At 33.6% G+C, this 23,059-nt stretch carries 21 protein-coding genes and 3 pseudogenes; 18 read left to right on the forward strand and 6 right to left on the reverse strand.

The features are described 5' to 3' along the window. The first annotated feature begins 4 nt into the window (after window positions 1-4). Together ACLHDE_RS07750 and ACLHDE_RS07755 are read left to right on the forward strand one after the other, a co-directional pair. Window positions 5-1,186 carry an OmpA family protein gene (locus ACLHDE_RS07750; RefSeq protein WP_415395853.1) on the forward strand — a complete coding sequence of 394 codons (1,182 nt, stop codon included), beginning with the start codon at window positions 5-7 and terminating at the stop codon, window positions 1,184-1,186. A gap of 1 nt (window position 1,187) precedes the next feature. After that, window positions 1,188-1,352: a hypothetical protein gene (locus ACLHDE_RS07755; protein ID WP_415395854.1), complete on the forward strand. Its 165-nt coding sequence runs from the start codon at window positions 1,188-1,190 to the stop codon at window positions 1,350-1,352. On the opposite strand, the gene ACLHDE_RS07760 is transcribed toward ACLHDE_RS07755, so the two are convergent. Genes ACLHDE_RS07760 through ACLHDE_RS07785 form a run of 6 tightly spaced genes read right to left on the reverse strand, consistent with a single transcriptional unit; the run spans window position 1,346 to window position 5,750 of the window. Beyond that, window positions 1,346-1,690: a hypothetical protein gene (locus ACLHDE_RS07760; RefSeq protein ID WP_415395855.1), complete on the reverse strand. Its 345-nt coding sequence runs from the start codon at window positions 1,688-1,690 to the stop codon at window positions 1,346-1,348. The genes ACLHDE_RS07755 and ACLHDE_RS07760 overlap by 7 nt on opposite strands. Before the next feature lie 10 nt (window positions 1,691-1,700). Beyond that, window positions 1,701-2,339, reverse strand: coding sequence for a hypothetical protein (locus ACLHDE_RS07765; RefSeq protein WP_415395856.1), 639 nt, complete (start codon window positions 2,337-2,339; stop codon window positions 1,701-1,703). Between the two features lie 4 nt (window positions 2,340-2,343). Further along, a complete protein-coding gene (gene trmA / locus ACLHDE_RS07770; RefSeq protein ID WP_415395857.1) occupies window positions 2,344-3,450 on the reverse strand; it encodes a tRNA (uridine(54)-C5)-methyltransferase TrmA in 1,107 nt (368 codons plus the stop codon). Between the two features lie 12 nt (window positions 3,451-3,462). Beyond that, window positions 3,463-4,197: a flagellar type III secretion system pore protein FliP gene (gene fliP / locus ACLHDE_RS07775; RefSeq protein ID WP_415395858.1), complete on the reverse strand. Its 735-nt coding sequence runs from the start codon at window positions 4,195-4,197 to the stop codon at window positions 3,463-3,465. Next, window positions 4,197-4,973, reverse strand: coding sequence for a flagellar motor protein MotB (locus ACLHDE_RS07780; RefSeq protein WP_415395859.1), 777 nt, complete (start codon window positions 4,971-4,973; stop codon window positions 4,197-4,199). Before ACLHDE_RS07780 ends, fliP begins: the two co-directional genes overlap by 1 nt. 12 nt (window positions 4,974-4,985) lie before the next feature. Next, window positions 4,986-5,750 (reverse strand): motility protein A, encoded by a 765-nt coding sequence (locus ACLHDE_RS07785; RefSeq protein ID WP_415395860.1) that lies wholly within the window; start codon window positions 5,748-5,750, stop codon window positions 4,986-4,988. A 135-nt stretch (window positions 5,751-5,885) separates the two neighbouring features. Between ACLHDE_RS07785 and ACLHDE_RS07790 the strand changes: the two genes are divergently transcribed. From ACLHDE_RS07790 to ACLHDE_RS07865, 16 genes and pseudogenes are all read left to right on the forward strand, one after another. Further along, window positions 5,886-7,280 (forward strand): ArnT family glycosyltransferase, encoded by a 1,395-nt coding sequence (locus ACLHDE_RS07790; protein ID WP_415395861.1) that lies wholly within the window; start codon window positions 5,886-5,888, stop codon window positions 7,278-7,280. Between the two features lie 52 nt (window positions 7,281-7,332). Next, the gene (locus ACLHDE_RS07795) at window positions 7,333-8,238 is read left to right on the forward strand and encodes a lysylphosphatidylglycerol synthase transmembrane domain-containing protein (protein WP_415395862.1); all 906 of its coding nucleotides are present in this window, start codon (window positions 7,333-7,335) and stop codon (window positions 8,236-8,238) included. Window positions 8,239-8,270: 32 nt separating this feature from the next. Next, window positions 8,271-9,494, forward strand: a complete 1,224-nt coding sequence (locus ACLHDE_RS07800) for a glycosyltransferase family 9 protein (protein WP_415395863.1) — start codon at window positions 8,271-8,273, stop codon at window positions 9,492-9,494. Next, a complete protein-coding gene (locus tag ACLHDE_RS07805) occupies window positions 9,478-10,908 on the forward strand; it encodes a glycosyltransferase family 39 protein (protein WP_415398528.1) in 1,431 nt (476 codons plus the stop codon). Before ACLHDE_RS07800 ends, ACLHDE_RS07805 begins: the two co-directional genes overlap by 17 nt. Further along, entirely contained in the window at window positions 10,905-11,579 is a 675-nt protein-coding gene (locus tag ACLHDE_RS07810; RefSeq protein WP_415395864.1) for a phosphatase PAP2 family protein, read from the forward strand. The genes ACLHDE_RS07805 and ACLHDE_RS07810 overlap by 4 nt, the downstream gene beginning before the upstream one ends. Next, entirely contained in the window at window positions 11,563-12,867 is a 1,305-nt protein-coding gene (locus ACLHDE_RS07815) for a metallophosphoesterase (protein WP_415395865.1), read from the forward strand. The genes ACLHDE_RS07810 and ACLHDE_RS07815 overlap by 17 nt, the downstream gene beginning before the upstream one ends. Beyond that, complete coding sequence (gene glmU / locus ACLHDE_RS07820) at window positions 12,867-14,168, forward strand: bifunctional UDP-N-acetylglucosamine diphosphorylase/glucosamine-1-phosphate N-acetyltransferase GlmU (RefSeq protein WP_415395866.1); 1,302 nt, start codon at window positions 12,867-12,869, stop codon at window positions 14,166-14,168. Before ACLHDE_RS07815 ends, glmU begins: the two co-directional genes overlap by 1 nt. 219 nt (window positions 14,169-14,387) lie before the next feature. Further along, a pseudogene (locus tag ACLHDE_RS07825) lies at window positions 14,388-14,435 on the forward strand (hypothetical protein); the annotation flags it as partial. Window positions 14,436-14,501: 66 nt separating this feature from the next. Beyond that, a pseudogene (locus ACLHDE_RS07830) lies at window positions 14,502-15,182 on the forward strand (methyl-accepting chemotaxis protein); the annotation flags it as partial. 159 nt (window positions 15,183-15,341) lie between these two features. After that, a pseudogene (locus ACLHDE_RS07835) lies at window positions 15,342-15,623 on the forward strand (CZB domain-containing protein); the annotation flags it as partial. 63 nt (window positions 15,624-15,686) lie between these two features. Further along, entirely contained in the window at window positions 15,687-17,669 is a 1,983-nt protein-coding gene (locus ACLHDE_RS07840) for a methyl-accepting chemotaxis protein (protein ID WP_415395867.1), read from the forward strand. Between the two features lie 45 nt (window positions 17,670-17,714). Continuing rightward, on the forward strand, window positions 17,715-18,833 hold the full coding sequence (locus ACLHDE_RS07845; RefSeq protein ID WP_415395868.1) for a metallophosphoesterase: 1,119 nt from the start codon (window positions 17,715-17,717) through the stop codon (window positions 18,831-18,833). Further along, window positions 18,820-21,189 (forward strand): AAA family ATPase, encoded by a 2,370-nt coding sequence (locus ACLHDE_RS07850; RefSeq protein WP_415395869.1) that lies wholly within the window; start codon window positions 18,820-18,822, stop codon window positions 21,187-21,189. The genes ACLHDE_RS07845 and ACLHDE_RS07850 overlap by 14 nt, the downstream gene beginning before the upstream one ends. A gap of 18 nt (window positions 21,190-21,207) precedes the next feature. Then, a complete protein-coding gene (locus ACLHDE_RS07855) occupies window positions 21,208-22,053 on the forward strand; it encodes a hypothetical protein (protein ID WP_415395870.1) in 846 nt (281 codons plus the stop codon). After that, window positions 22,046-22,672 (forward strand): hypothetical protein, encoded by a 627-nt coding sequence (locus ACLHDE_RS07860; protein WP_415395871.1) that lies wholly within the window; start codon window positions 22,046-22,048, stop codon window positions 22,670-22,672. The genes ACLHDE_RS07855 and ACLHDE_RS07860 overlap by 8 nt, the downstream gene beginning before the upstream one ends. Window positions 22,673-22,825: 153 nt before the next feature. Further along, window positions 22,826-23,059 carry a hypothetical protein gene (locus ACLHDE_RS07865; RefSeq protein ID WP_415395872.1) on the forward strand — a complete coding sequence of 78 codons (234 nt, stop codon included), beginning with the start codon at window positions 22,826-22,828 and terminating at the stop codon, window positions 23,057-23,059.

Below are 23,059 nucleotides of genomic sequence, written 5' to 3' on the forward strand. Positions count from 1 at the left end.
CCCAATGTTAAAACAAGACAAAAATGAGAGTCAAAACTTCTGGATATCTTATGCCGACTTAATGGCTGGACTACTATTTGTTTTCATACTTGTAGTTGGTGCCATCGTTGTTAAAACACTTCTTATGCAGAGTGATTTACAAACTATTCGTCTAAACCTTGAAAAAGAAAAAAGTGCTTTAGAGATGAGTGAATCTGAGCTATTTCAAAAAAAGAAGAAACTGCGTGAACTAGTTAAAAAACTTCAAGCTTCAAGAGAAGAAAATATGAGACTTAGTATGCAGATAAGTATGCTAAAAACACAAACAGATGACTTAAAAGATGAAATCTCTATCCTAAATCTAGATGTAGAGAAAAAAGCTTCTAAACTAACACTTAGTGAAAAAGAGATGTTACTGCTAAAAGAGTTGCTGCTTGAGAGCGAAGAAGAAGCAAATATGCTCAGATATAAGATTGATATCATTAATAAAGAGTTAGATGGGACAAAGGCTGAGATATCACAGCTACAGACCTTTGTAAAAAATGCAGATGCAAGACATGAGTTAGACAGCAGTTTTATAAAAATAAGAGATGAAGAGATAGCACAACTAGAAAAAGCTCTTTTACTAAAATCAAGAGACTACCAGAGAGTTGTAGAAGATCTAAATATAACTAAGATAAAAATCAAAAATTTAACAGGTATTAAGATTTCAGTTGTTCAAAGATTGAAGAAAAAACTTGGAAATTCAATTGCAATTGATCCAAAAACAGGTTCTCTACGTTTTTCATCAAACATACTTTTTCCTCAAGGCAAAGCAGAGTTAAAACCAAGTGCTAAGAAAGAACTTAGTCGTATCCTAGGTAAATATATAGATGTGCTGCTAAACGATTCTAAAATGCGTCGTTATATTGATATAATTACTATAGAAGGTCATACAAACTCAGACGGAACATATCTTTACAACTTAGATCTTTCTCAACAAAGGGCGCTTACTGTAATGCGCTTTTTATATAAGCAGTATCCAAAGAACAGAAAACTTTTCAAAAGGTATCTTAGTGCAAGTGGAAGATCGTTTTCTGAGCCAATTTTAGGCAAACATAATAAAGAAGATAAAGATGCTTCTAGAAGAATAGAGATTAAATTTCGCATAAAAAGTGAAGATGCGGTAAAAGAATTAATGAACTATTTAAATAAAAAGGAGAGTTGATATGAAAGATGATGAGCTTTTAATTCACCCAAAAAAGCTTCAAGCTCTTAGAGAACATCTACAGCTAAGACTTGTCCGTAGAAAAAAAACCAGAGAGCTACTTCTTCCAGATGAGAAGAGTAACTTTGTAAATAAGATGAAAAATATTTTTAATGCTTATCAGTAACGCATAGCTTCTTTTGATGGGTTTTTAATAAATTCTATCACAGACGGGTCTCTCTTTAAAGCTGTAATCTGAACTTCCTTATTTGGTTTTTTAATAAATCTTATTAGTTTTGCATCTTGACTAACAGCTGAGATTTGAATTTCTTGATTTGGCTTGTTAATATATCTGATTAGTTCTGGATTATTTTTTACTGCTGAGAGTTTATCTTCTTGTTTGCACTTATTAATGTTTTCTTTACTACAAGTTATCTTTTTTTTGTGTGTAGCTTTAAAAGCACAAGCACTAAATAAAATACCTACAACTAAAATGGATGTAAATAGAGCAATAAATTTTTTCATATATATATCCTTATCTCTTAATAATCTGAGAATTTTTTATCCACATATCTTTTTTAGCTTTTTTCCATTTTTTATCTACAAATAAGCCTGTTATTTTAACCCAGTTTATTGTTTTCTTATTTGATGTAAATGAAGTATTTTGTGTCCATATATTTATCCGTTTTCCATTTGGAGAGTCATAAATATTACTATCAGACTTTAAACGATAAGTACTTGCTTTAGTTATTAGTACTTTTTCTTTTAAATCTGCATTTTCTTTTGGCATCAATCTAGGAAAAGGATTATCATCTATCTTTTTTGGAGTCTGCTTAGATTGGTTTTTAATACTCTTTTTCAAAGCCAATATACTATTTTCTTTGATTTTTAAAAGTTTTTTATATTTTTGTATGATTTTTTTATTTTTTTTGGATAAGTCATTAAGATAGTCAATTTCAGTTTTTAATTGCTTTTGATATTGAACTGATTTAGAATAATTTTTATTAGGCTCTACTACATCTGCTCTAAGGGTCTCTTTACTCTTTAAAGTGTTTTGACACTCTTTATACTGAACACGAAGTTTTGTTATGTCTTCTACTATTGAGTCTATTCTTTTCATCTCATCTGCTTGAGAAAATGAGACTAATAAGAGCGTAATAAAAAGAGCTTTCATAGAGTTACCTTTTAATTAATTTAACACCCATTTCAACATGATGTGTATATGGAAACTGATCAAATAGCGCCATATCCATAATATCATGGGTTTTAGCTAAAATATCTAAATCTCTTGCAAGAGTCTCTGGGTTACATGAAATATATAAAATATTATCATATCTAGATGCGAACCTGCATGATGCTTCATCCATTCCACTTCTTGGAGGGTCTACAAAGATAGTGTTAATGTTATACGCATTTATATCTATCTCATTCATACGACGGAACTCTCTTTTTCCATCAAGTGCTTGAACAAACTCTTCAACACTCATGCGTACAAACTCTATATTATGAACATCATTTAAAAGCATGTTTTCTTTTGCTGCATTTATAGATGGTTTAGAGATTTCAGTAGCTAAGACTTTATTAAACTTTTTTGCAAAAGGTATAGTAAAGTTACCAGCACCACAGTAGAGCTCTAACAAATCTCCGTCACAATCAGATATACTCTTTAAAGCCCATGATATCATCTGCTCATTTACTTTAGAATTTGGCTGAGTAAAACTGTTTTCAATATATTTAAATCTATATACTTCGTTTTGAATGTTTAAACTTTCAGTAATATAGTCTTGCCCTACTATAAGCTTTTGCTTACGACTTCTTCCTATAATGTAGATGCCAAGCTCTTTTGCTATCTCAGTAGCTTTTTCTTGCCACTGCTCATCTAGTTTTCTATGGTAGATAAGTGAAACAACTATCTCTCCACTATTTGAGCTTAAAAAATCTGCACCAAATAACTTATATCCTATATCTTTATCTATAATAGATATCAGAAGTTTTGGCATAAGAGCATGAATAAATTCATTTACCTGAGGGCAATCATCAACTAAGACTACACCTTTGTGCTGCAGATGATTCATACCATAGTAGATATCATCATCTTTATGCCATATCTTAAACTCACTTCTTGAACGATAGTGAGAATCTGATGATTTAAAAACAGAGATATCTTTTTTGTAAAAATTTAAAAATCTATCTCTATTTATCTCTAGTTTTTCGCTAAGTTGTCCCTCATAGCCGTCTTTATATATTCTACAAGCACCACACTCTCCAAAATATTTACAATCCATTTATTATCTATCCTACTTTATTGTTGCTATGAGGTTACCGATGAGTAGATTCCATCCATCAATCAATACAAAAACAAGTATCTTAAAGGGCAGAGAAATCATTACAGGAGGGAGCATCATCATACCCATAGACATAAGTATAGATGCAACAACCATATCAATAACTAAAAATGGTAAAAAGAGTAAAAAGCCTATCTCAAAGGCTGTTTTTAACTCACTTATTACAAAAGAAGGGATAATAACAGATAGAGGAACATCAGCAACTGTTGCTGGATTTTCCATCTTTCTTATTCTAAAAAAAAGTGCTAAGTCTTTCTCTCTTGTATTTCTTATCATAAAGTTTTTAAAAGGAAGAGCTGTTCTATCAAAAGCCTCTTCATAGCCAATCTTTTCTTCTATATAAGGTTTTATGCCCTTATCATAAGACTCTTGTCCTATTGGTTCCATAACAAAGAATGTCAAAATCATTGCAAGCATAACAAGAAGCTGTGTTGGCGGCACTTGTTGAGTTCCAAGGGCTTGTCTTAAAAACCCAAAGACTATGACAAAACGGGTAAATGTAGTCATAACAAGTATCATACTTGGAGCTAAAAAGAGTAGAGTTAGAGCAACTAAAACATTAAGTGAACTTACTAGTTGCTGTGGAGTATCAGGAGCTGAAAGAGCAAAGTTCATAGTCGGTATGTTTACAACTTCTGCTCCTAAAATAGAAACAAAAGCTAAAAGCAAAATTGCAAATCGTAGCATTATTTACTCGTGGCCTTATCTAAGATAGAACTTTTAATTTTTTGTTCTTGGTCTGACTTGCTACCATAAAAATGTAACTCAACTCTACGATTTTTTTCTCGTCCTGCCTTTGTTACATTTGTAGCTAATGGTTTATATTCTGCAAACCCTGCAGCATTGATTCTTTTTGGATCTACACCATCAAGAAGCAACTCTTGAAGAACTGATATTGCTCTAGCTGAAGAGAGCTCCCAATTATCTTTAAAGACACTACTTTTGCCAGGTCCTTGATTGTCTGTATGACCTTGAACGCTAACTTGCATTGTTTTTGGTAGCTCTTCTACTATAAGAGCCACTCTTTTAAGAAAAAGGAGAGCATCTTCATTCTCTATAGTTGCACTACCGGATTTAAATAGTAATGAAGCAGGAAGTTCTATCACAAAGCCTTCTTGTGCTTCTTCAACAGAAATAGCCGGTCCATGGCCTTTTCCCATCATCTCGTTTGCATCTATAGCAGCTTGGGCAACTCTATTTACTACTTCACTTGTCTCATCCTTAGACTCAATAGGAGTAGACTCTTGGATGCGCTGTCTAGAGATCTCAGTCTTTGTACCACCCTCTAAAACACTCATTGCACCCGAGAGTGAACCAATAGCTTCAGATATTTTCTTTGCATCCATACTTGACATCGAAAGTAATAAAACAAAAAAACAAAGTAAAAGGGACATCAAGTCCCCAAAAGCTGCTAACCAGCCAGGTAAACATTTCTCACATTCTGGACATTTTTTCTTAGCCATTACCTATATCCATTAATCAAATTGACTTACACGATCTTTAGGAGCTAAGTAAGCTAATAATTTTGCTTCTAATACCCTAGGTGCATCTCCTGATTGAATAGACATAATTCCAGACAAAATCATTTCTTTAACCAAAGTCTCTTCATCATTTCTAATACCTAGTATGATAGATATTGGTGTACCAACAACATTACCAATAATGGCACCATACATGGTTGTAAGTAAAGCAACTGCCATTGATGGACCAATTGCAGATGGGTCTGCCATATTTAAGAGCATTGCAACAAGACCAATGAGTGTACCAACCATACCCATAGCACCTGCTAGAGCCGCCCAGTTACTAAACATAGAACCATTTAGCTTATGACGTTCACTTGTTTGTTCCATCTCTATCTCTAAAAGCTCACGAATAGTATCAGGTTCACTACCGTCAATCGCCATAGAAAGTCCTTTTTTCAAGAACTCATTAGGTTCAGCATTAACTTCACCCTCAAGGGCTAAGATGCCATCTTTTCTAGCTTTTGTAGCAAAATCAACAAGTTTTTTTATTAGTCCAATTTCATCTTCTACAGTAGGTTTAATAGCTACCATAAAAACTTTTACAAAGCCTTTCATCTGAGATGGTTTGAAAGATATCATCAACGCACCAATACTACCACCAACAACAATCAAAACAGATGGAATATCAATATATGCACCGACACCAACACCCATTGACATAGCACCCATCAGAAGAGCTAAAACCAGAACTATACCAACAACCGTACCTAAATCCATTCAAATACCTTAAAGACTAAATATTGAGCTTATAATACCACAAATAATATTATACAGCTATCATAAACGAAGAAAATCATTGAATTATGAATATTAAAACTGTACAATTACACAAATATTAGAGGAAAACCACATATGCTAGAACTTTTACACAAACAACCAAAAAAGAGTGCTTTTTCTATCATAATCACTCTAGCTATCTTTTCAGCTATATACAATGCCTTCTTGCCACTTCACGGAGATGAAGCTTACTACTGGATGTGGAGTCATCATCTCCAAACTGGTTACTATGATCATCCACCTTTTATAGCATATATGATTTATCTTACAAACTTTATATCTCAAGCAGAGTGGGGAGTAAGACTTGTAAATGTCTTTTCAATGAGTATCTCAGCTCTATATATTTTTAAACTTACTTCTGAGATATTTGATGATAAAATTGCACTAAATGCACTACTGATTTTTTCCAGTATTATCTTAGTTCATGCCGGCTACATCATTACAACACCGGATTCACCTCTTATTCTTTTTTATTCAATTACTCTTTATTACTCTTACAGAGCAATATTTTATGGAAAGACTATTGATTATGCCCTTACAGGAGTCTTGCTTGGGCTTATGATGCTTAGTAAATACACGGCTATTTTATTTGTATTTACTTTACTAATTTTTATATTCCTAAAAAGACGAGACATTCTCTTTAAAACAAACTTTTATTTGGCTATTTTTCTATCTGTAATTGTTGTTTCTCCCATGCTTTTTTGGAATTATCAGCACGATTGGATTAGTTTTACATTTCAGCTAGATCATGGTTCAACTGAAAACTTTGAGATTTATCCTCATCTCTTTTTTGAGTTCTTTGGCGGACAATTTGGAATATTCTCTCCTGTTTTTACAGGAGTTTTATTTTACTTTCTTGTTAAAGACAAACTTTATTACAAAAATGATAAACTTTTTTTTCTAGCTCTTAGCACAATTACTATATTGCTCTTTTTCTTTTACAAAAGTTTTTTTACCAGAATGGAGCTAAATTACACAGCTCCTGCATACATATCAGGAGCAATATTAACAGCTTATATCTTTGAGCACTATAAGCTTGTAAGACTGTTTAAAGTCGGACTCATAATTGCTATTATTTTAACTATTATAGGTCGCTTTGGATTTTTGTTTTATCTAGAGATTGTTCAAGATAGAATGTATGGAAACAAAGAAGCTGTACAACTTCTGCAAACCCATGTTAAAGAGGGTGATAGTTTTTATGGTGATCACCTTACTATGGCCGCATATTTAAAGTACTACTTAAAAGGTCACCCTGATACCGATGTGGCTCCAAAAAATAGATTTTCACAATACGATATGTGGAGAGAGAAAGATTACTTGAAAAATGGTTTAGTCTTAACTAGAGATCCTGAGCTTAAAAGGTTAAAAGCTTTATATAATGATGTAGAGCTTGTTGATAGTATCACTGTTAAAAAAGGTATTACAAAAACAAAAACTCTATATATATACAGAGTTTCCAATGTCAAATAAAATATTAATAGTATTTTAGATATAATCACACTAATTTAAAATATGGCAAGAGATGAAAAATACAATTAAATTGATTATAACTATTGTTATGTTTTATTTTCTATTTCAGTATGTAGATTTTAAAAATCTCATCGAAATACTTGCCAAAAGTCACGGTGGGACAATACTTATAGCCCTGCTCTTTCAACTTGGAAGTACATATATAGCAGCATATAGATGGCGACTTATTATGCAACTTCTAGTTTTTAAAGAAACAGTTTCTTATTATGTGAAGAGTTATTTTAAAGCCGCTTTTTTTAACCAAGTCTTGCCAAGCAGTATTGGTGGAGATGCTGTTCGTATTATAGACCTTACCCAAAAAGGTTATGATAAAAAAGATGCTTTTTATGGAGTCTTTGTGGATAGGGTTGTAGGGCTTGTCGGTCTTTTAGTTTTAAACCTCCTTGCTACAATCATTTTCTTTGGAACATTTGACAAAGATTTTTCTCTCCTTATCATATTAATCACTCTTGGCGGTATCATCGGATTCACTCTTCTTTTTCACCTTGAGAAGATTAAATTTTTAGCAAAATACAAAGGTTTGGATCTTTTTCATAGATTGGCTAGAAGGTTAAACAGTCTATATGCAGACAGAACTCTTCTTTACAAACATATTGCTATCTCTGTTGGCGTACATCTATTAACTATATTAGCTATTTATGCTTTAGCTCTTAGTATTGATTTTCATATGTCATTTCAGATTTTTCTTATAGCTATTCCACCAGTATTTTTACTTACAATTGTGCCTATATCACTGGCTGGATGGGGAATACGCGAAGGTGCAATGGTTGGTATATTTATGCTTATCGGAGCAGATGAGACTAAAGTCTTAGCTATGAGTATTCTTTACGGACTACTACTTATGATAGCTTCAATCCCAGGTTCATACTTCTGGGTTAAAAGCAAACGCGCAACTTAAAAAACTAATAAATTAAAGGAAACTATAACTATATGAATGTAGATACAATGAGAAATATCGACCACTATGCTGGTATACCACTAACATTTTTAGGTACGATTATTAAAAAAACTGTAGATTTTTTCGTTCCACCTAAAAAAATAAAACCAAAAAACGTACTTCTTATAGAACTCTCAGAGATGGGAAGTGCCATAATTGTCGATCCTGCTATGAGAAAGTTAAAAGCGAATATCGAGGGTGAACTATATTTTGTAATCTTTTCTAAAAACAAGGTAAGTCTGCAACTTCTTGAAACTGTAAAAGAAGAGAACATCTACGCTATCGATGAGAGCTCAATACTAAATCTTGCTACAAGTACACTTGGCTTTTTAAAATGGTGTCGTAAAAATGAGATTGATTCTGTTATAGATTTAGAACTATTCTCTCGCTTTACTGCACTTTTAACTGCTACATGTGGAGCGGTTAACCGTGTAGGTTTTCATGCATTTCACAACGAAGGGCTTTACAGAGGTGACTTCTTAACTAGAAAAGTAGCATACAACGCTCATCAACACATTGCTAAAAATTTCATCTCTTTAGTAGATGCTCTTTTAAGCGAAAAACAGGAACTTCCCTTTACAAAAAGAGTCATTCCTGATGATGAGATTATCATTGCAAAAGCTATTATCAGTGATGAAGAGAGAACAGATGTAAGAGCTATTATCTCACAAATGTATGAAGGTTTTGACAAAGAAAAAAATCCTGTTATTTTAGTTAACTCAAATGCTTCTGATCTGCTTCCTCAAAGAAGATGGGATAAAGAAAACTATGGTGATGTTATAAAACTTATCTTAGACTACAATTCGAATGCCATCATCTTACTAACTGGTGCTCCCGCTGAAAAAACAGGTGCACAGTTTTTAGCTGACTACGTGGGTGATAAGAGATGTATCAACTTTGCAGGTGCTGTTAAGTTTTTACAACTTCCAGCACTCTATAGTGTGAGTAAATTTATGCTTACAAATGACTCAGGACCTGCTCACTTTGCATCTATTACAGATATGCACACTTTTGTTCTTTTTGGACCTGAGACTCCAGCACTATATGGCTCACTTGGACCTACTACTCCTATCTATGCAGGTATGGCTTGTAGCCCTTGTGTAAGTGCATCTAATCATAGAAAAACACCATGTACAGACAACCAATGTATACAAATAATTACTCCAGAGTGGGTATTTAACACTCTAAAACCAAAAATTGATGAACTTAGCAAGTAAGCAACATAAAAACTTTCTATACTTTATAAGCATCGTAGCCATTTTACGGCTCGCACTAGCTCCGTTTGTGGGGCTTGGTGTTGATGAAGCTCACTATGTACTTTACGCTCTAAATCTAGATCTTAGCTATTTTGACCATCCTCCTTTAGTTGGCTGGATTCAGTATATTTTCACTTCTATTTTTGGAACTGGAGAGTTTGGTGCAAGAGTGGCAGCTATAGTTATTGGGTTTGTAACATCTATTTTTATATATAAACTCATATACGATATCAACAAAAACACTACAGAAGCATTTGTAGCAGTTTTAGCACTTCATGCATCTTTTCTTTTTAATGCTCTTTTTTTAATGCTGATGCCAGATACTCTGCTGTTTTTACTTATTCTTCCTATCATCTTTACGGTTATAGAGATTGAGAAAAACAATAAACTCCCTCAGTGGCTTTTACTTGGAGTACTTTTAGGTTTAGCGGGTCTCTCAAAGTACACGGCAGTTCTTTTTATATTTCCTATTATCATTTATGTCTTGATGAGAAAAAGATACGACTTGCTATATACACCAAAGATTATTCTTTCTATTTTGATTGCTTTTGTAATCATACTACCTGTCATCATTTGGAACATTCAAAATGACTGGTCAAGTTTTGCTTATCAGAGTTCCCATGTAGTTGGAAACAGCACTATTAATTGGAATGGTTTCATAAGCTCCATAGGAGCTCAAATAGGCGCTTATAATCCATTTTTAGCTCCTCTTGCTTTTTATGGTCTGTACAAAGCTCTTCGTAGCCAAAACTCTACTCTTTTTTTAACAGCTCTCTTTGGTTTAGTGATGATTTTATTTTTTACATATGCATCTCTATATAAAACTGCCCTACCACACTGGTCAGCTCTTTTTTATATGCTTTTCATCCCTCTTGGCACATTTTATATGCTTAGGATATCTAAAAAGTATCTAAAGTTTGCCATAGGTTTTGGGCTTATTCTTAGCACTATTTCTTACGCTGAATTGGGTTTTAAATTTATTCCTCAACCAGAGTATCAATCACTTCATCGAGATATATATGGCTGGGATAAAATCATCTCAAAAGCAAATGAGCAGATTTCAGATGCTTCCTCGCAAGCTCTTGGGGTTACTAACTGGACTCTGGCATCTCGTGCTATCTACTACAACCGTAACTACGACTCGAATGTTTATCTCATAGACAACAGAGATGATCAGTTTGATGTTTGGGAAAAAGATAAACCAATTGGCAAAGATTTAGTTATCATCAACACTCACTCATTTAAAAAAGATATAGATGCTTATATGAAATGTTCTAAAGTGATTATACATAATGAATTTGATATAATACTAAACAATTCAAAGGTAAATACCATACAATTAGTTACATGTAAAAACTACCAAGGTCTTAAATGATATTTTCAAAAAAAGCTTACTTAGTCTATGTACTGACACTTATTATACTTATGTTTGTATCATACTTTACACTTGATATGCGCGTTGCTCACTTCTTTTTAGCTGATGTAAAAACTTACGAACCCATAGGTGATTTTATAAGCATATTTGGTGAGTCTCACTGGTACATAGGAACTGCTATCTTAGGTTTTTTATTTTTTAAGTTTTACAAGAAAAATGAACTATATCAACAGAGATTTCTGTTTTTACTTTATATCAATCTTTTCTCAGGAATTATCAGCCTTTTTCTAAAGTGGATATTTGGACGTATTAGACCTTGGGGATTAAGAGGCGAAAATGACGATTACGGTTTTTTACTATTTCAAAATTTTGATATGAGCTTCGTTGAGAAGATGAAGTATCATTATGTAACTTTATTAGAAGCACCGACTACATATACTTCATTTCCATCAGGGCATACAACGACTGTATTTGCGGTTTTTACATATTTAGTTATTTTGTTTCCAAAGTATCTATATCTTTGGTTAACTCTTGGAATTGTAATCTCAAGTAGTAGATTGCTTGCAAATGATCATTTTATTAGTGATATTTTTGCTGGTATCATGATTGGTACAATCTCAACTATGTTTTTATACTCTAAATTAAGGAAAAAAATTGAAACAGTTTCTTAAAAAAACACTACTTTTTATATTTATTGTAGCTTCTATATATGGAGTTGGTAGACTTGGTGTTGTAACTTATGACAGTTACATTTTTGTTCCTAGAGAACCATATACAGTTATGCAGACTCAAAACTCAATAACAGTTAAATGGCAAAGTAATGAGTTTGAAGTAGGTTCACTAGAGTATGGATTTTTCTCCGATTCTTTTAGTAAAAATATACAAGATGAGAAAAAGACTAAAAAACACTCTATAACTATCTCAGGATTAAATGAGTGTACAAAGTACTATTATAGAGTCAATTCTGATTCACTAGAAATAGATAACGAAGATAGAAGTTTCAAGACACTATGTAAAAATGCAGACTCTCAAAAGATCTGGGTTATTGGTGACAGCGGAGAACCTGGTAAAAATCAAGAGAGAGTTTATAAGCAAATGCTAAAACAAATTGATAACGATTTTAACAAACTTGATATGTGGGTTTTACTTGGTGACAACGCTTACAGAAGTGGAACTCAAAAACAATACAACCAAAACTTATTTAAACCATACAAAGAGCTTGTAAAAAGGTTCGTTCCTTGGGCTATTATTGGTAACCATGATGCTAGAAGATGGGCTTTTTACAATATTTGGGATTTTCCGACAAATGGTGAAAGCGGGGGTGAACCAAGCGGTAGCGAGAAATACTACTCTATAGATAACGGAAACCTGCATCTTGTAATGTTAGACTCTGAGATGCGTCGCATTGATGCGAACAGTGATATGGTAGCATGGCTTAAAAAAGATTTAAGTAAAAATACGAAACCTTGGGTTATTGTTGCTCTTCACACACCTCCATATACAAATGGCGGTCACAACTCAGACAGTGACTACGATAGCGGTGGACGCATGAAAAAAGTAAGAGAAAACCTTGTACCTATCTTTGATGCGTATGGTGTAGACTTAGTTCTTAGTGGACATTCTCATGATTATGAACGCTCAAAACTCATAGTAAACCATATAGGTAAGAGTAAAAGCTTCGACAAACAAAACATCGTTCAAGACGCAAAGAGTTGTTACACTAAATCTATTAAGCCAACAAAAGACAGCGGAACTATCTATCAAGTTTGTGGTTCATCGGCAAAACTGGATCAGGCAAAATTAAAACACCCTGCTCTCCCTTTTGCATTTGCTGAAATGGGCTCTTTACTACTAGATATAACACCAACAACTCTAAGTTCAAAGTTTATCAACATTGATGGTAAAATCTTGGACGAATTTATAATCAAAAAAGATAACACTTCATGCGAAGGTAAATAATGAATAAAGACCAAATAAGTATAGTAATTTTAGCTGCTGGAAAAGGTAGCCGTATGAAATCTCCAAAAGCAAAAGTTCTTCACAGTATCTGTGGAAAACCTATGCTTTATCATATCATCAAAGCTTCTTTAGAAATCTCAGACGACATTACCGTAGTTGTGGCTCACCAAAAAGATGCAGTTATAGAGCAGATAAGCTCTTTCTTTGACAACATACACTTTGTAGTCCAAGATGCAGATAACTTCCCTGGAACTGGTGGAGCTATGATGGGAGTACAAGCAAAGAACGAAAAAGTTTTAGTTCTAAATGGAGACATGCCTCTTATCACTTCAAATGCACTCCAAGGCTTTTTAGATACAGATGCCGATATTATTATGTCTATATTTGATTTGGAAGACCCGGATGGTTATGGTCGCGTTATCATAGAAGACGGTCATATTCAACGTATCGTAGAGCAAAAAGATGCATCTGTCACTGAGCTAAAAGTCACAAGTGTAAATGCCGGAATCTATGCCTTTTCAAAAAGTGTTATAGAGAAGTACATCCCTCTTCTAAGTAATGATAACGCTCAAAAAGAATACTATCTTACTGATGTTATATCTATGGCAAAAGCAGACTATCTAAATATCTCTCCACTTCTTGTAAATGAAGAGAACTTTAAGGGTGTGAACTCTAAAAAAGATCTCTCAGATGCTGAACTAATCATGCAAGACAAGATAAAAACTCACTGGATGACAACTGGTGTAATTATGCAACTTCCTTCTACTATATACATTGAAGAGGGAGTAACTTTTGAAGGTGAATGTATCATCGAAAATGGTTGTCGCCTTACAGGAAACACACTTATACAAAACTCTCATATAAAAGCTGGGAGTGTTATAGAAGACTCTATCGTTAAAAACTCAGATGTTGGACCTATGGCACATCTTCGCCCTGCTTCTTACTTGCAAGACACTCATATTGGAAACTTTGTAGAAATTAAAAAAAGTTCTCTAAAAGGTGTAAAAGCCGGACATTTAAGCTACATCGGAGATGCTCAGGTTGATGAAGGAACAAACATAGGAGCAGGTGTTATCACATGTAACTATGACGGTATTAAAAAGTACAAAACTATTATAGGCAAAAATGTTTTTGTAGGAAGTGACTCTCAATTAGTCGCACCAGTTCAGATAGAAGACGATGTTATGATTGCAGCTGGAACTACGCTTACTAGTGGAAAAGTTGAAAAAGGCTCACTTGCCATCAGCCGAACAAAACTTAGAACTGTTAAAGATTTTTATTACAAATTTTTTAAAAAATAAATATTTAGGAATATCATGAACAATTCAACGCTGCAAAATGTTGCAAACTCCAATGTACTGCAACTAATTATATTTGTTTTAGGTTTTGGTATAGAGAGCTTCTTTCTTGGCTTCTCTATTACTCTTTTAGTTATTACAATCATTCACATTACTTTAGCGCTATACTTACGCTCACAACTAATGATAGTTAAAGCGTCTGTTGAGGCCGTAACACTCTCTATGGATAAAGTAAGTCACGGTAACTTTGATACAGTTGCTCCAGAAATCGGCAAAGGCGAAACTTATGCACTAGGTCATGAATTTAACTCAATGATGAAACAGTTAAGTAACTATATGCAAGAGACTACTAAGGCCGTTAAAATAGCTGAAGACACAAACAAGTCTTACTACGCAAATACAGATGGACTAAATAAAGTCTTTAAAGAAGCTGCAGATGCTATAAATCACTCGGTAAAAACTATTGAATCTGGATATAAAGCACAGATAAGAGGAAATTTTACTGAAAAGCTTCATCACCTTGGTGGAGGTATCGCTCATGGTTTAAAACAGATACAAAACAATCTCTTAACTAACTCTGATGAAGTGAACATAATCTCACAAATGTCTGAGAAAACAGCAGTAGAAGCAAACCAAAGTTTAGATTCTATGCAAGATATATTGAAAATGTTTAACAATTTAACTCAAAAAGTAGCTGCTACAAATGAAAACATAAACTCTCTTTCTGAGAGATCAAACGAGATATCAGCTATTGCTGATATCATTAAAGATATTGCAGAACAAACAAATCTGCTTGCACTAAACGCAGCTATTGAAGCAGCTCGTGCAGGTGAACATGGACGCGGATTTGCGGTTGTTGCAGATGAAGTTAGAAAACTGGCTGAACGTACTCAAAAATCTACTCAAGAGATATCTGTTACTATTCAAACATTGCAGCAAGAGACTCAGGAAATCCAATCAAACGCAGGAGATATGTCGGAAATAGCGGATAATGCAACTCACACTATTGATAATTTTGCAACTACCTTAAATAGCTTTCATACTAACGCTCAAAGTTCAGCGGAATATGCAAGTTTTATTCGTGATTCATTATTTATGGTACTTGTAAAAATTGATCATATTTTATTTAAATCAAATGCTTATGCATCTGTTCTTGCCCAAAAAAGTGTATCAGAATTTAGCGATCATAAAGAGTGTCGTCTAGGTAAATGGTACTTTGGCGAAGGAGAAGAGAGATATGGTCATACTAAAAACTTCACAAGCATAAACACTCCACATACTCTAGTACATAAAAATGTACATAAGAATATAAAACTTATAGATACAGACAAAGTACTTAGCAAAGAGAATGAAACTTCTATTATTGACAACTTTATTTCTATGGAAGAAGAAAGTAATAAACTATTTACTATTTTAGATGATATTATTAATGAGTTATATCCTACAAATAAAAAATAGATTTTACATAAATTTTACAAAAAATAGCTACACTCAATAATATTTTATCAAAGGGTGTAGCATATGTCTACAAAAAACTTTTCACTTTTAAACAAACTTCTTATAGCGCTAATTCCAATTATACTTATTGCTTTTGTCATACTTTCATTTATCATGTATAAGCAGATAAACTCTATACAAAACAGTATATATAACAAAGAGGAACACTCTCTAAAGAGTAATATAAAAAAAGACCTAAACATGAAACTAGAAGCGCTAAAAAACATAGTTGTCTCCATATCCAACAACTCTCTTGTAGTAAACAGTATGTATGATGAAGACCGTGAATCTATCTTCAACGAGATATTTAAACTAAGAGAAGCTCTGACTACAAATAAATCTTTTAAAAACCCACTTATTCAAGTAGTAGATCTTATGAGTACATCATATGTTAAGTCTTGGGATAAAAGGGCTTACGGTGCAGATGTCGGTATGCGCAGTAGTATAAAAATAGTTCAAGAAGATATGACACCATTTATTGGCTCAGAAGTAACAAGGGGCGGTCTTATGATGGTTGCAACTGCACCTCTTATGTATGTTGTTGAAGATGAAGAAGATGAGTATATAGGAAGTGTTGACTTTATCTTGCGTTTTAACACCCTCATCTACAAAAAGAACGACCCACAAGATACTCGTGACCTACTGATACTTGTAGATAAAAAGTACCTAGAAATTGCGCAGTATGTAAAAGATCCAATAACTATCGGCTCTTACTATATTGATCATGGAGATGACAAACCAAACAAAGCATTTGTAGATGCTGCTTCTGTTCTTGATTTGGAAGCACTCAAAGCCAAAGGGCATCTGGCTGATGATAAATACTTCTATACGTATGAGAACATTAAAGATAATGATGGAAAAAACATAGGTATATTTCTCTTAGCAAAACCCTTAGATGAAGTAAAAGCTACAGCAAATGAAGCTACAAAAGCATTATTTTCTTTAATAGTTATCTTTTTTATTGCAAGTGTAATCATCTTATTTGTTCTAATATTTACAACAAAAGTATTAATCTTATCTCCACTCGAAGAACTCTCAAGCATTGCCAAAGATATCTCTAGCGGTAGAGGAGACCTTACAAAAAGACTTGCCGAGAAGTCAAATGATGAAATAGGTAAAACTTCAAACTACTTCAATAGTTTTATAGAAAAAGTACAAGATATGGTCTCAAAAGTTATGTTATCAGGACAAAAAACATATGAAGATGTAGAGGGTGTTACACAGAACTTAGTACAGATAAGTGAGCGTATGAGCCAAGAGAGAGACTTTCTTCATAAGGCTACAAACTTAGGTGCTGATGTTCAAAACATAATCAAAGAGTCACTAGATGACTCCATCCAAACAAGTAACAAGGTTAACCTTGCAGTTAAGAATCTATCCTCGGCACACGATGACATTGTAAAACTTGTGACATCTGTAAACAACGTGTCTGAGAAAGAGAATGAGATAGCACTCTCACTTGCAGAGTTAAGTAAAGATGCTGAAAATGTAAAATCGGTACTAAGCATCATAGTCGAGATTGCTGACCAAACAAATCTTCTAGCACTAAATGCTGCTATAGAAGCGGCTCGTGCAGGTGAGCACGGACGTGGGTTTGCTGTGGTAGCAGATGAAGTCAGAAAGCTTGCAGAACGTACACAGAGTGCTCTTACTGAGATAAATGCAACCATAAATGTTATAGTTCAGTCCATCGTTGAATCAAGTACTCAGATAGATATAAATGCAAAGTCAGTTATACAATTAGTAGAACACACTACAAGTGTAAAAGATAAGATTTTAGATAGTTCTAAGTATATTCAAGAAGCTTCTATAATGGCAAAAAACTCAGAAATAGTTTCTAAAAACTTGGCTAAAGATACTAGAAGCATTATTGAGAATATAGATGATGTAGATAAGCTCTCTACTCAGAACAAAGGCTCTTTAGAAGAGATAGAACAAAAAGTCAAAAAGGTACAAGAGAGTGCTAAGGACTTAAATGAGCAACTAGGACTATTTAAAGTTCAGTAAATATTGGTTATCATATCTTAGTTAAATTCGTTAATTAGGATTTTTTTGAAAATATTACACTTTAGCGATACTCACTTAGGGTATAACGACTTAGACATTTTAAATGATGAAAATATCAACCAAAGAGAAGCGGACTTTTATGACGCTTTTTCTAAAGTTGTTGAACAAATCAAACTAACAAAACCTGATTATATTATCCACACAGGCGACCTTTTTCACAGAGCTAGTCCATCAAATCGAGCTATCACTTTTGCACTTGAACAATTCAAAATCATAGATGCGCTAAATATTCCATTTATCCTTATAGCTGGAAACCACTCAACACCAAGAACAAACTTAAGCTCTCCAATTTTAAAGATATTTGATGGTTTTAAAAACGTATATGTCTCATACGAACAAAAATACAAAAAAGTAGAGTTTGAGACAATAGTCTTTCACACCCTGCCCCACATGAATGACGACTCTAAAGCACTAGAGCAAATAGAGCTTTGCGAGTCAAACATAGATGCAAAGAAAAAGAACATCATGATGATGCACTGCTCTGTCGGAGCGCATTACTTGATGCAAGAGTTTGGCGAGTGGGTTTATCCTAAAGATAAAGAGTATATATTTGAAAAAATGGACTATGTAGCTCTTGGTCACTGGCACGGTTTTGGTAAAGTCGGCAAACATGAAAACGTTTACTACAGCGGTTCAACAGAAAGAACAAGCCTAAATGACAAACGAAACTCAAAAGGCTTTATAGAACTAACTCTAAACGGCTCTCTAGACGTAAACTACAAAGAGATAAGCATACGACCAATAGTAAGCAAAGAAATCGACTGTGAGGCTTATGAGAGTTCTTTAGCATCTATAGATGCAACTGACACAAAAGATGCAATAGTCGAAGTAAAACTAAAAAATCTTACAGCCCTACAATCCATAGATATTCAAAACTCAGACATCAAAGAACAATTTGTAGATGCTATGAGTGTGAGTGTCAAAAGAGAGTTCAAAAGAGATGCCAACGAAATAGAAATTGTAGATGCTGAGGCAATAAGCCTTGAAGAGTTCTTTTTGGAGCATATAAAAGAAGATGCGAATGAAGAAGAGTTTGACAGACTAAAAGGTAAAGTGCAAGAGCTTTTTGCACACTATGAGGAGTCCAGCGATGATACTCTCTAAACTCCATCTTGAAAACTTCAAAAAGTACATGACTTACGACATAGAGTTTGGCGAAGGACTTGTCGGGATCATCGGTAAAAACGGTAGCGGAAAGTCTACGATATTTGAAGCCATACTCTTTGCTCTTTATGGAGAGGCTAAAAAACGAGGGAACAAAGAGCTAGTGCGAAACGCTAACGCATCTGACAAAGATGCAGTAGTAGTTGAGCTTGACTTTGAGTTTGAGGGTGTAGAATACAAAGTGGTGCGAGAGTTCCGCGGAAAAGCTCTAAGTGCAAACGCTAAGTTATTTAAAAACGGTGAGCTTACAACTACGGGAGCAAAAGAAGTAACCATTGCCATAGTAGCTCTGACAAAGATGAGTAAAGATGCATTTATGCATACACTCTTTGCATCTCAAAAAGAGCTGACAAGCCTAAGCACTCTCAAAAATGAAGATCGTAAAAAGATGATACGTAAACTTCTTGGACTTGAAAAGATAGACTTCGTAGAAAAAGAGCTAATAGAGAAAAGCCGTGAACTAAAGCGTGAGATAAGTGCATTTGCCGAAGTGCTTCTTGGCGCTGATGAGATAAAAGCAAAGCAAGAGCAAATAAAACAAAACCAAGAGAAAAATAGTCTTCTAAAAAAAGATGAACAAGACAAAACCAAAGAGCTTGTAACTTTAAAAGACAAAGAGCAGTTAATAAAAAAAGAGCTTGATGTTTTTACAAAGACCAAAGAGCAAAAACAAAAACTATTGGCTGGACTGGAACTTCTAAAAAACTCTAAAAGCATAGAGTTAATAAACCAAGCAAAGCTCATAGCCGAGAATCATGAGCTAGAACACAAACAAGAAGAACTAGCTACTCTTGCATCTCTGAAAAAAGAGTACCTAAGCCTGCAAGAAGATTTGAAAAACCAAGAGTTGCTAAAAGAGTATTTCCTAAAACGTGAAGGGCTTACAAAAGAGCAAGTACAATTAAGAGAGCAGTATAAAAAAGCCAAAGCTGACATACAAGGACTAGAGAAAGAGTGTGAGATGTTCGAGCAGTACAGTTTTGATGCAAAGAACTTAGAACAAGACCTCTCACTACGCCAAGATGCCATTGAGGTAAAACACACCATAGAGCAAGAGCTACTCTTAGAGATGAAAGCCCAGCAGAGAATCATAGACGAGACAAACGCGAAGATTGCAAACATCAAAGAGTTAGGAAAAGGTTCAGCCTGCCCTACTTGTACAAGACCGCTTTTAGAGGAGTATGACAATGTTATAAATTCACTAAATGAGATAGTCCAAGGCACTCACCAAAAGAAGATAAACGACTACAACACTCAGCTCAAAAATGTACAAGAGCAAAAAGCCAAACTCATTGAACAGAAAAAAGTAAAAGATAAAGAGTACCTAGAGCTTACAAAAATACTAAACATCATTACCTCTAAACTTCGTGACCTCTCTCGTGCAAAAGAGCACTTCAAACTCGTAGAGCAAAAAGGTCTAAAAAACAAAGAAGAACTAAAAGCACTAGAGCAGTTTAGCTACGATGAAAAACTTCACACAAAAGTGCGTAAAAAGTACGATGAACTAACACCAAAATACAAACATGCAGTGAGCCTAGAAACAGAACTAAAAAGACTAGATGCAGTAAAAAAAGACTTGGCAAATGTAACTAAAAACATAGAAGAACTAAAGAAAAAATACCAAGACAAAGAACAAGAGTACAACAAAGTTCTCTACGATGAAGATGCTCACAAACAAAAGCTCGCACAGCATGACGAAGCACTAAAAACAGTAGATGCACAGACAACTACGTTAAACGACATCAAAGTAGCCATAGCATCTATAGTCGGAGAGATAAAGACCATCCAAAACTCCCTAGACAACAACGAAGCTCAACTCAAAAAAGTCCAAACAAAAAAAGATGACCTAAGAGACTACGAGAAGATCAAAACAAGCCTAGCAGAGTTCAAGACAAAACTAAACGCAAAAGTAGCTCCTCGCATCTCTAGCCTAGCATCTGAGATGTACTCTCAAATAACAAAAGGCAGATACCAACACATAGAAGTAAGCAACGACTTCGACTTTTTCATCTACGATGAGGGCAAAAAGTACCCCATAGAACGCTTCAGCGGTGGAGAGATAGACCTGGCAAACTTAGTACTTCGCATCGCCATCTCAAAAACTCTCACAGAACTAAGCGGTGCAAGTAGCATTGGTTTCTTAGCGTTTGATGAAGTGTTTGGAAGTCAAGACGAAGCAAGACGCATGGAGATATTAGAAGCGTTTCACACCATCAAAGAGCAGTACAGACAGATATTTCTTATATCTCATGAGATGGAGATTAAAGAGATGTTTGAGCGGGTTGTGGAGCTTTAAAATTTAAAAGGAAAAATAATGAAAAAATTTGTTCGTTATATCTTAAGTATATATGACTTTCTTGAAACAACACTACTACCTAATTTATTCTTATGGGGTTCTTGGATGACAGGAATTACCTTTTTCTTGATAGTAACTCAGAAAATTCCAGGTTCTATTGCAGATGATAAATGTTTAGTAGCACCCATAGGAATAATTATCGCATCTTTTATTGCTTCTGCATCTGTAATGAAATCAATTGTTAGTAATAAAAAATTGCATGATAAGTCAATGAATCAGAATAAAGAAGATAATGATAATGCCCATTCAAATGCTATAAAACTTCAAGAAGAATCAATTGCTTCAAGTGAAAAGTTACAAAATCAATCAATTTATGCGAGTCAAAAGTTACAAGCGGAATCAATTGAAGAAAACAAAAGATTAAATCAAGAGTCAATTGACATAGCAGAGCTCAGAGATATAAAAGAAAGAACAAGCCAAGACAGAAGTAAAACATTGTTTATGGTTCATATTTGTAGTCAAGTTAGAGATAGGTATAAGTCTATTCCTAATGATATTACAGACGTTACTCAAGGACTTGCATACATTCACAAAATGGAACAAGAGACAGAAAACTCAATAAAATTATGGATGAAGCTATCTGATGATAAGTTCTTTTATCTCTTCACTAAAGATGTATATAAACATTTTGAACTAATCACACATAATTTGCATCATATAAAAGATAATATTGATAAAGCATATAAAAACTCAAACTTAGATATTAAAGAGATTAATAAGATTATTGAGAAACAAAATATAATTATCTCAGAACTAGATGCACTATTAAAAGAAATAACACCTGAAAAGGAACTCGATGTCTAGAGAAGGTGAAGCGTTTAATTATTTAACAAATATAGCCATCTTTATGGGTGTATCACTTTTTACTGTTTTATTGATTTTACTCATAAGTGATCCTGGTCATTTTTTATCAAGCTATGGAGGTTTATTATCTGCACTATTTATATTGATTGCTTCTGGTATAGCCTCTGCATCTGTGATGAAGTCTATTCAAGCGAATAAAGAGTTAAAAGAAAATGAAACTTTTAGAGAAGACATGGCTAAACGAAATTATATTATTGCTATTTGTACACAAATAAAGAAAAATAATGAGAGTATAATAGAAGTTATTGGTGACTCTGAAATAAGTACATTTGAACGGAACTTTATTGAAGATCAGTTACATTCATCTTTAGAATTGGCAAAAAAAATTTTCAACGATAGATATATGGTAATTATTCAACATAATAATAACAATGAATTTATGATTACATATAACAGTTTAAATCTTTTCCACAAACTCAGTACAAATAATGAGGTTTTGAAAGACAATAAGAGAGATTATGAAAAAGAAAAAATATTATCAAAAATTGATGAAAGCACCAAATCTATGGATGCAATTATTATTAATCTAAATAATAATATAAAAGATAAGGAAAGTTAAAAAATTACACCCAAATGAAATTAAGATACACCCCAGAGGTTGAATATCCACTTTTTAAGTACTTTATTTAACACAGATATATTGCTTATTTTAAATATTGATGAAAATAAGTTATAATACTTGAACTATTAAACTAAACAAAAAAGGTAAATCATGCACTCATTAAGGCTAGATATTGACAATTCGGTCTATTCACAAGTTTTATCTTTTGTAAAACAGTTTAAAAAAGATGAAGTCAACATCGTAGAAGATAACATAAGAGAAGATTTTTTAACATCGTCGATAGAAGATGTACAAAAAAGAGTAGCAGATGCAGAAAAAAACAACAACTTCTCATCTCATGAAGATTTTTGGTCTGATATAGATAGTAAAACTAGAGACTTATAG

It is taken from the genome of Sulfurimonas iocasae, from assembly GCF_047716755.1.
Classification (GTDB): Bacteria; Campylobacterota; Campylobacteria; order Campylobacterales; family Sulfurimonadaceae; genus Sulfurimonas.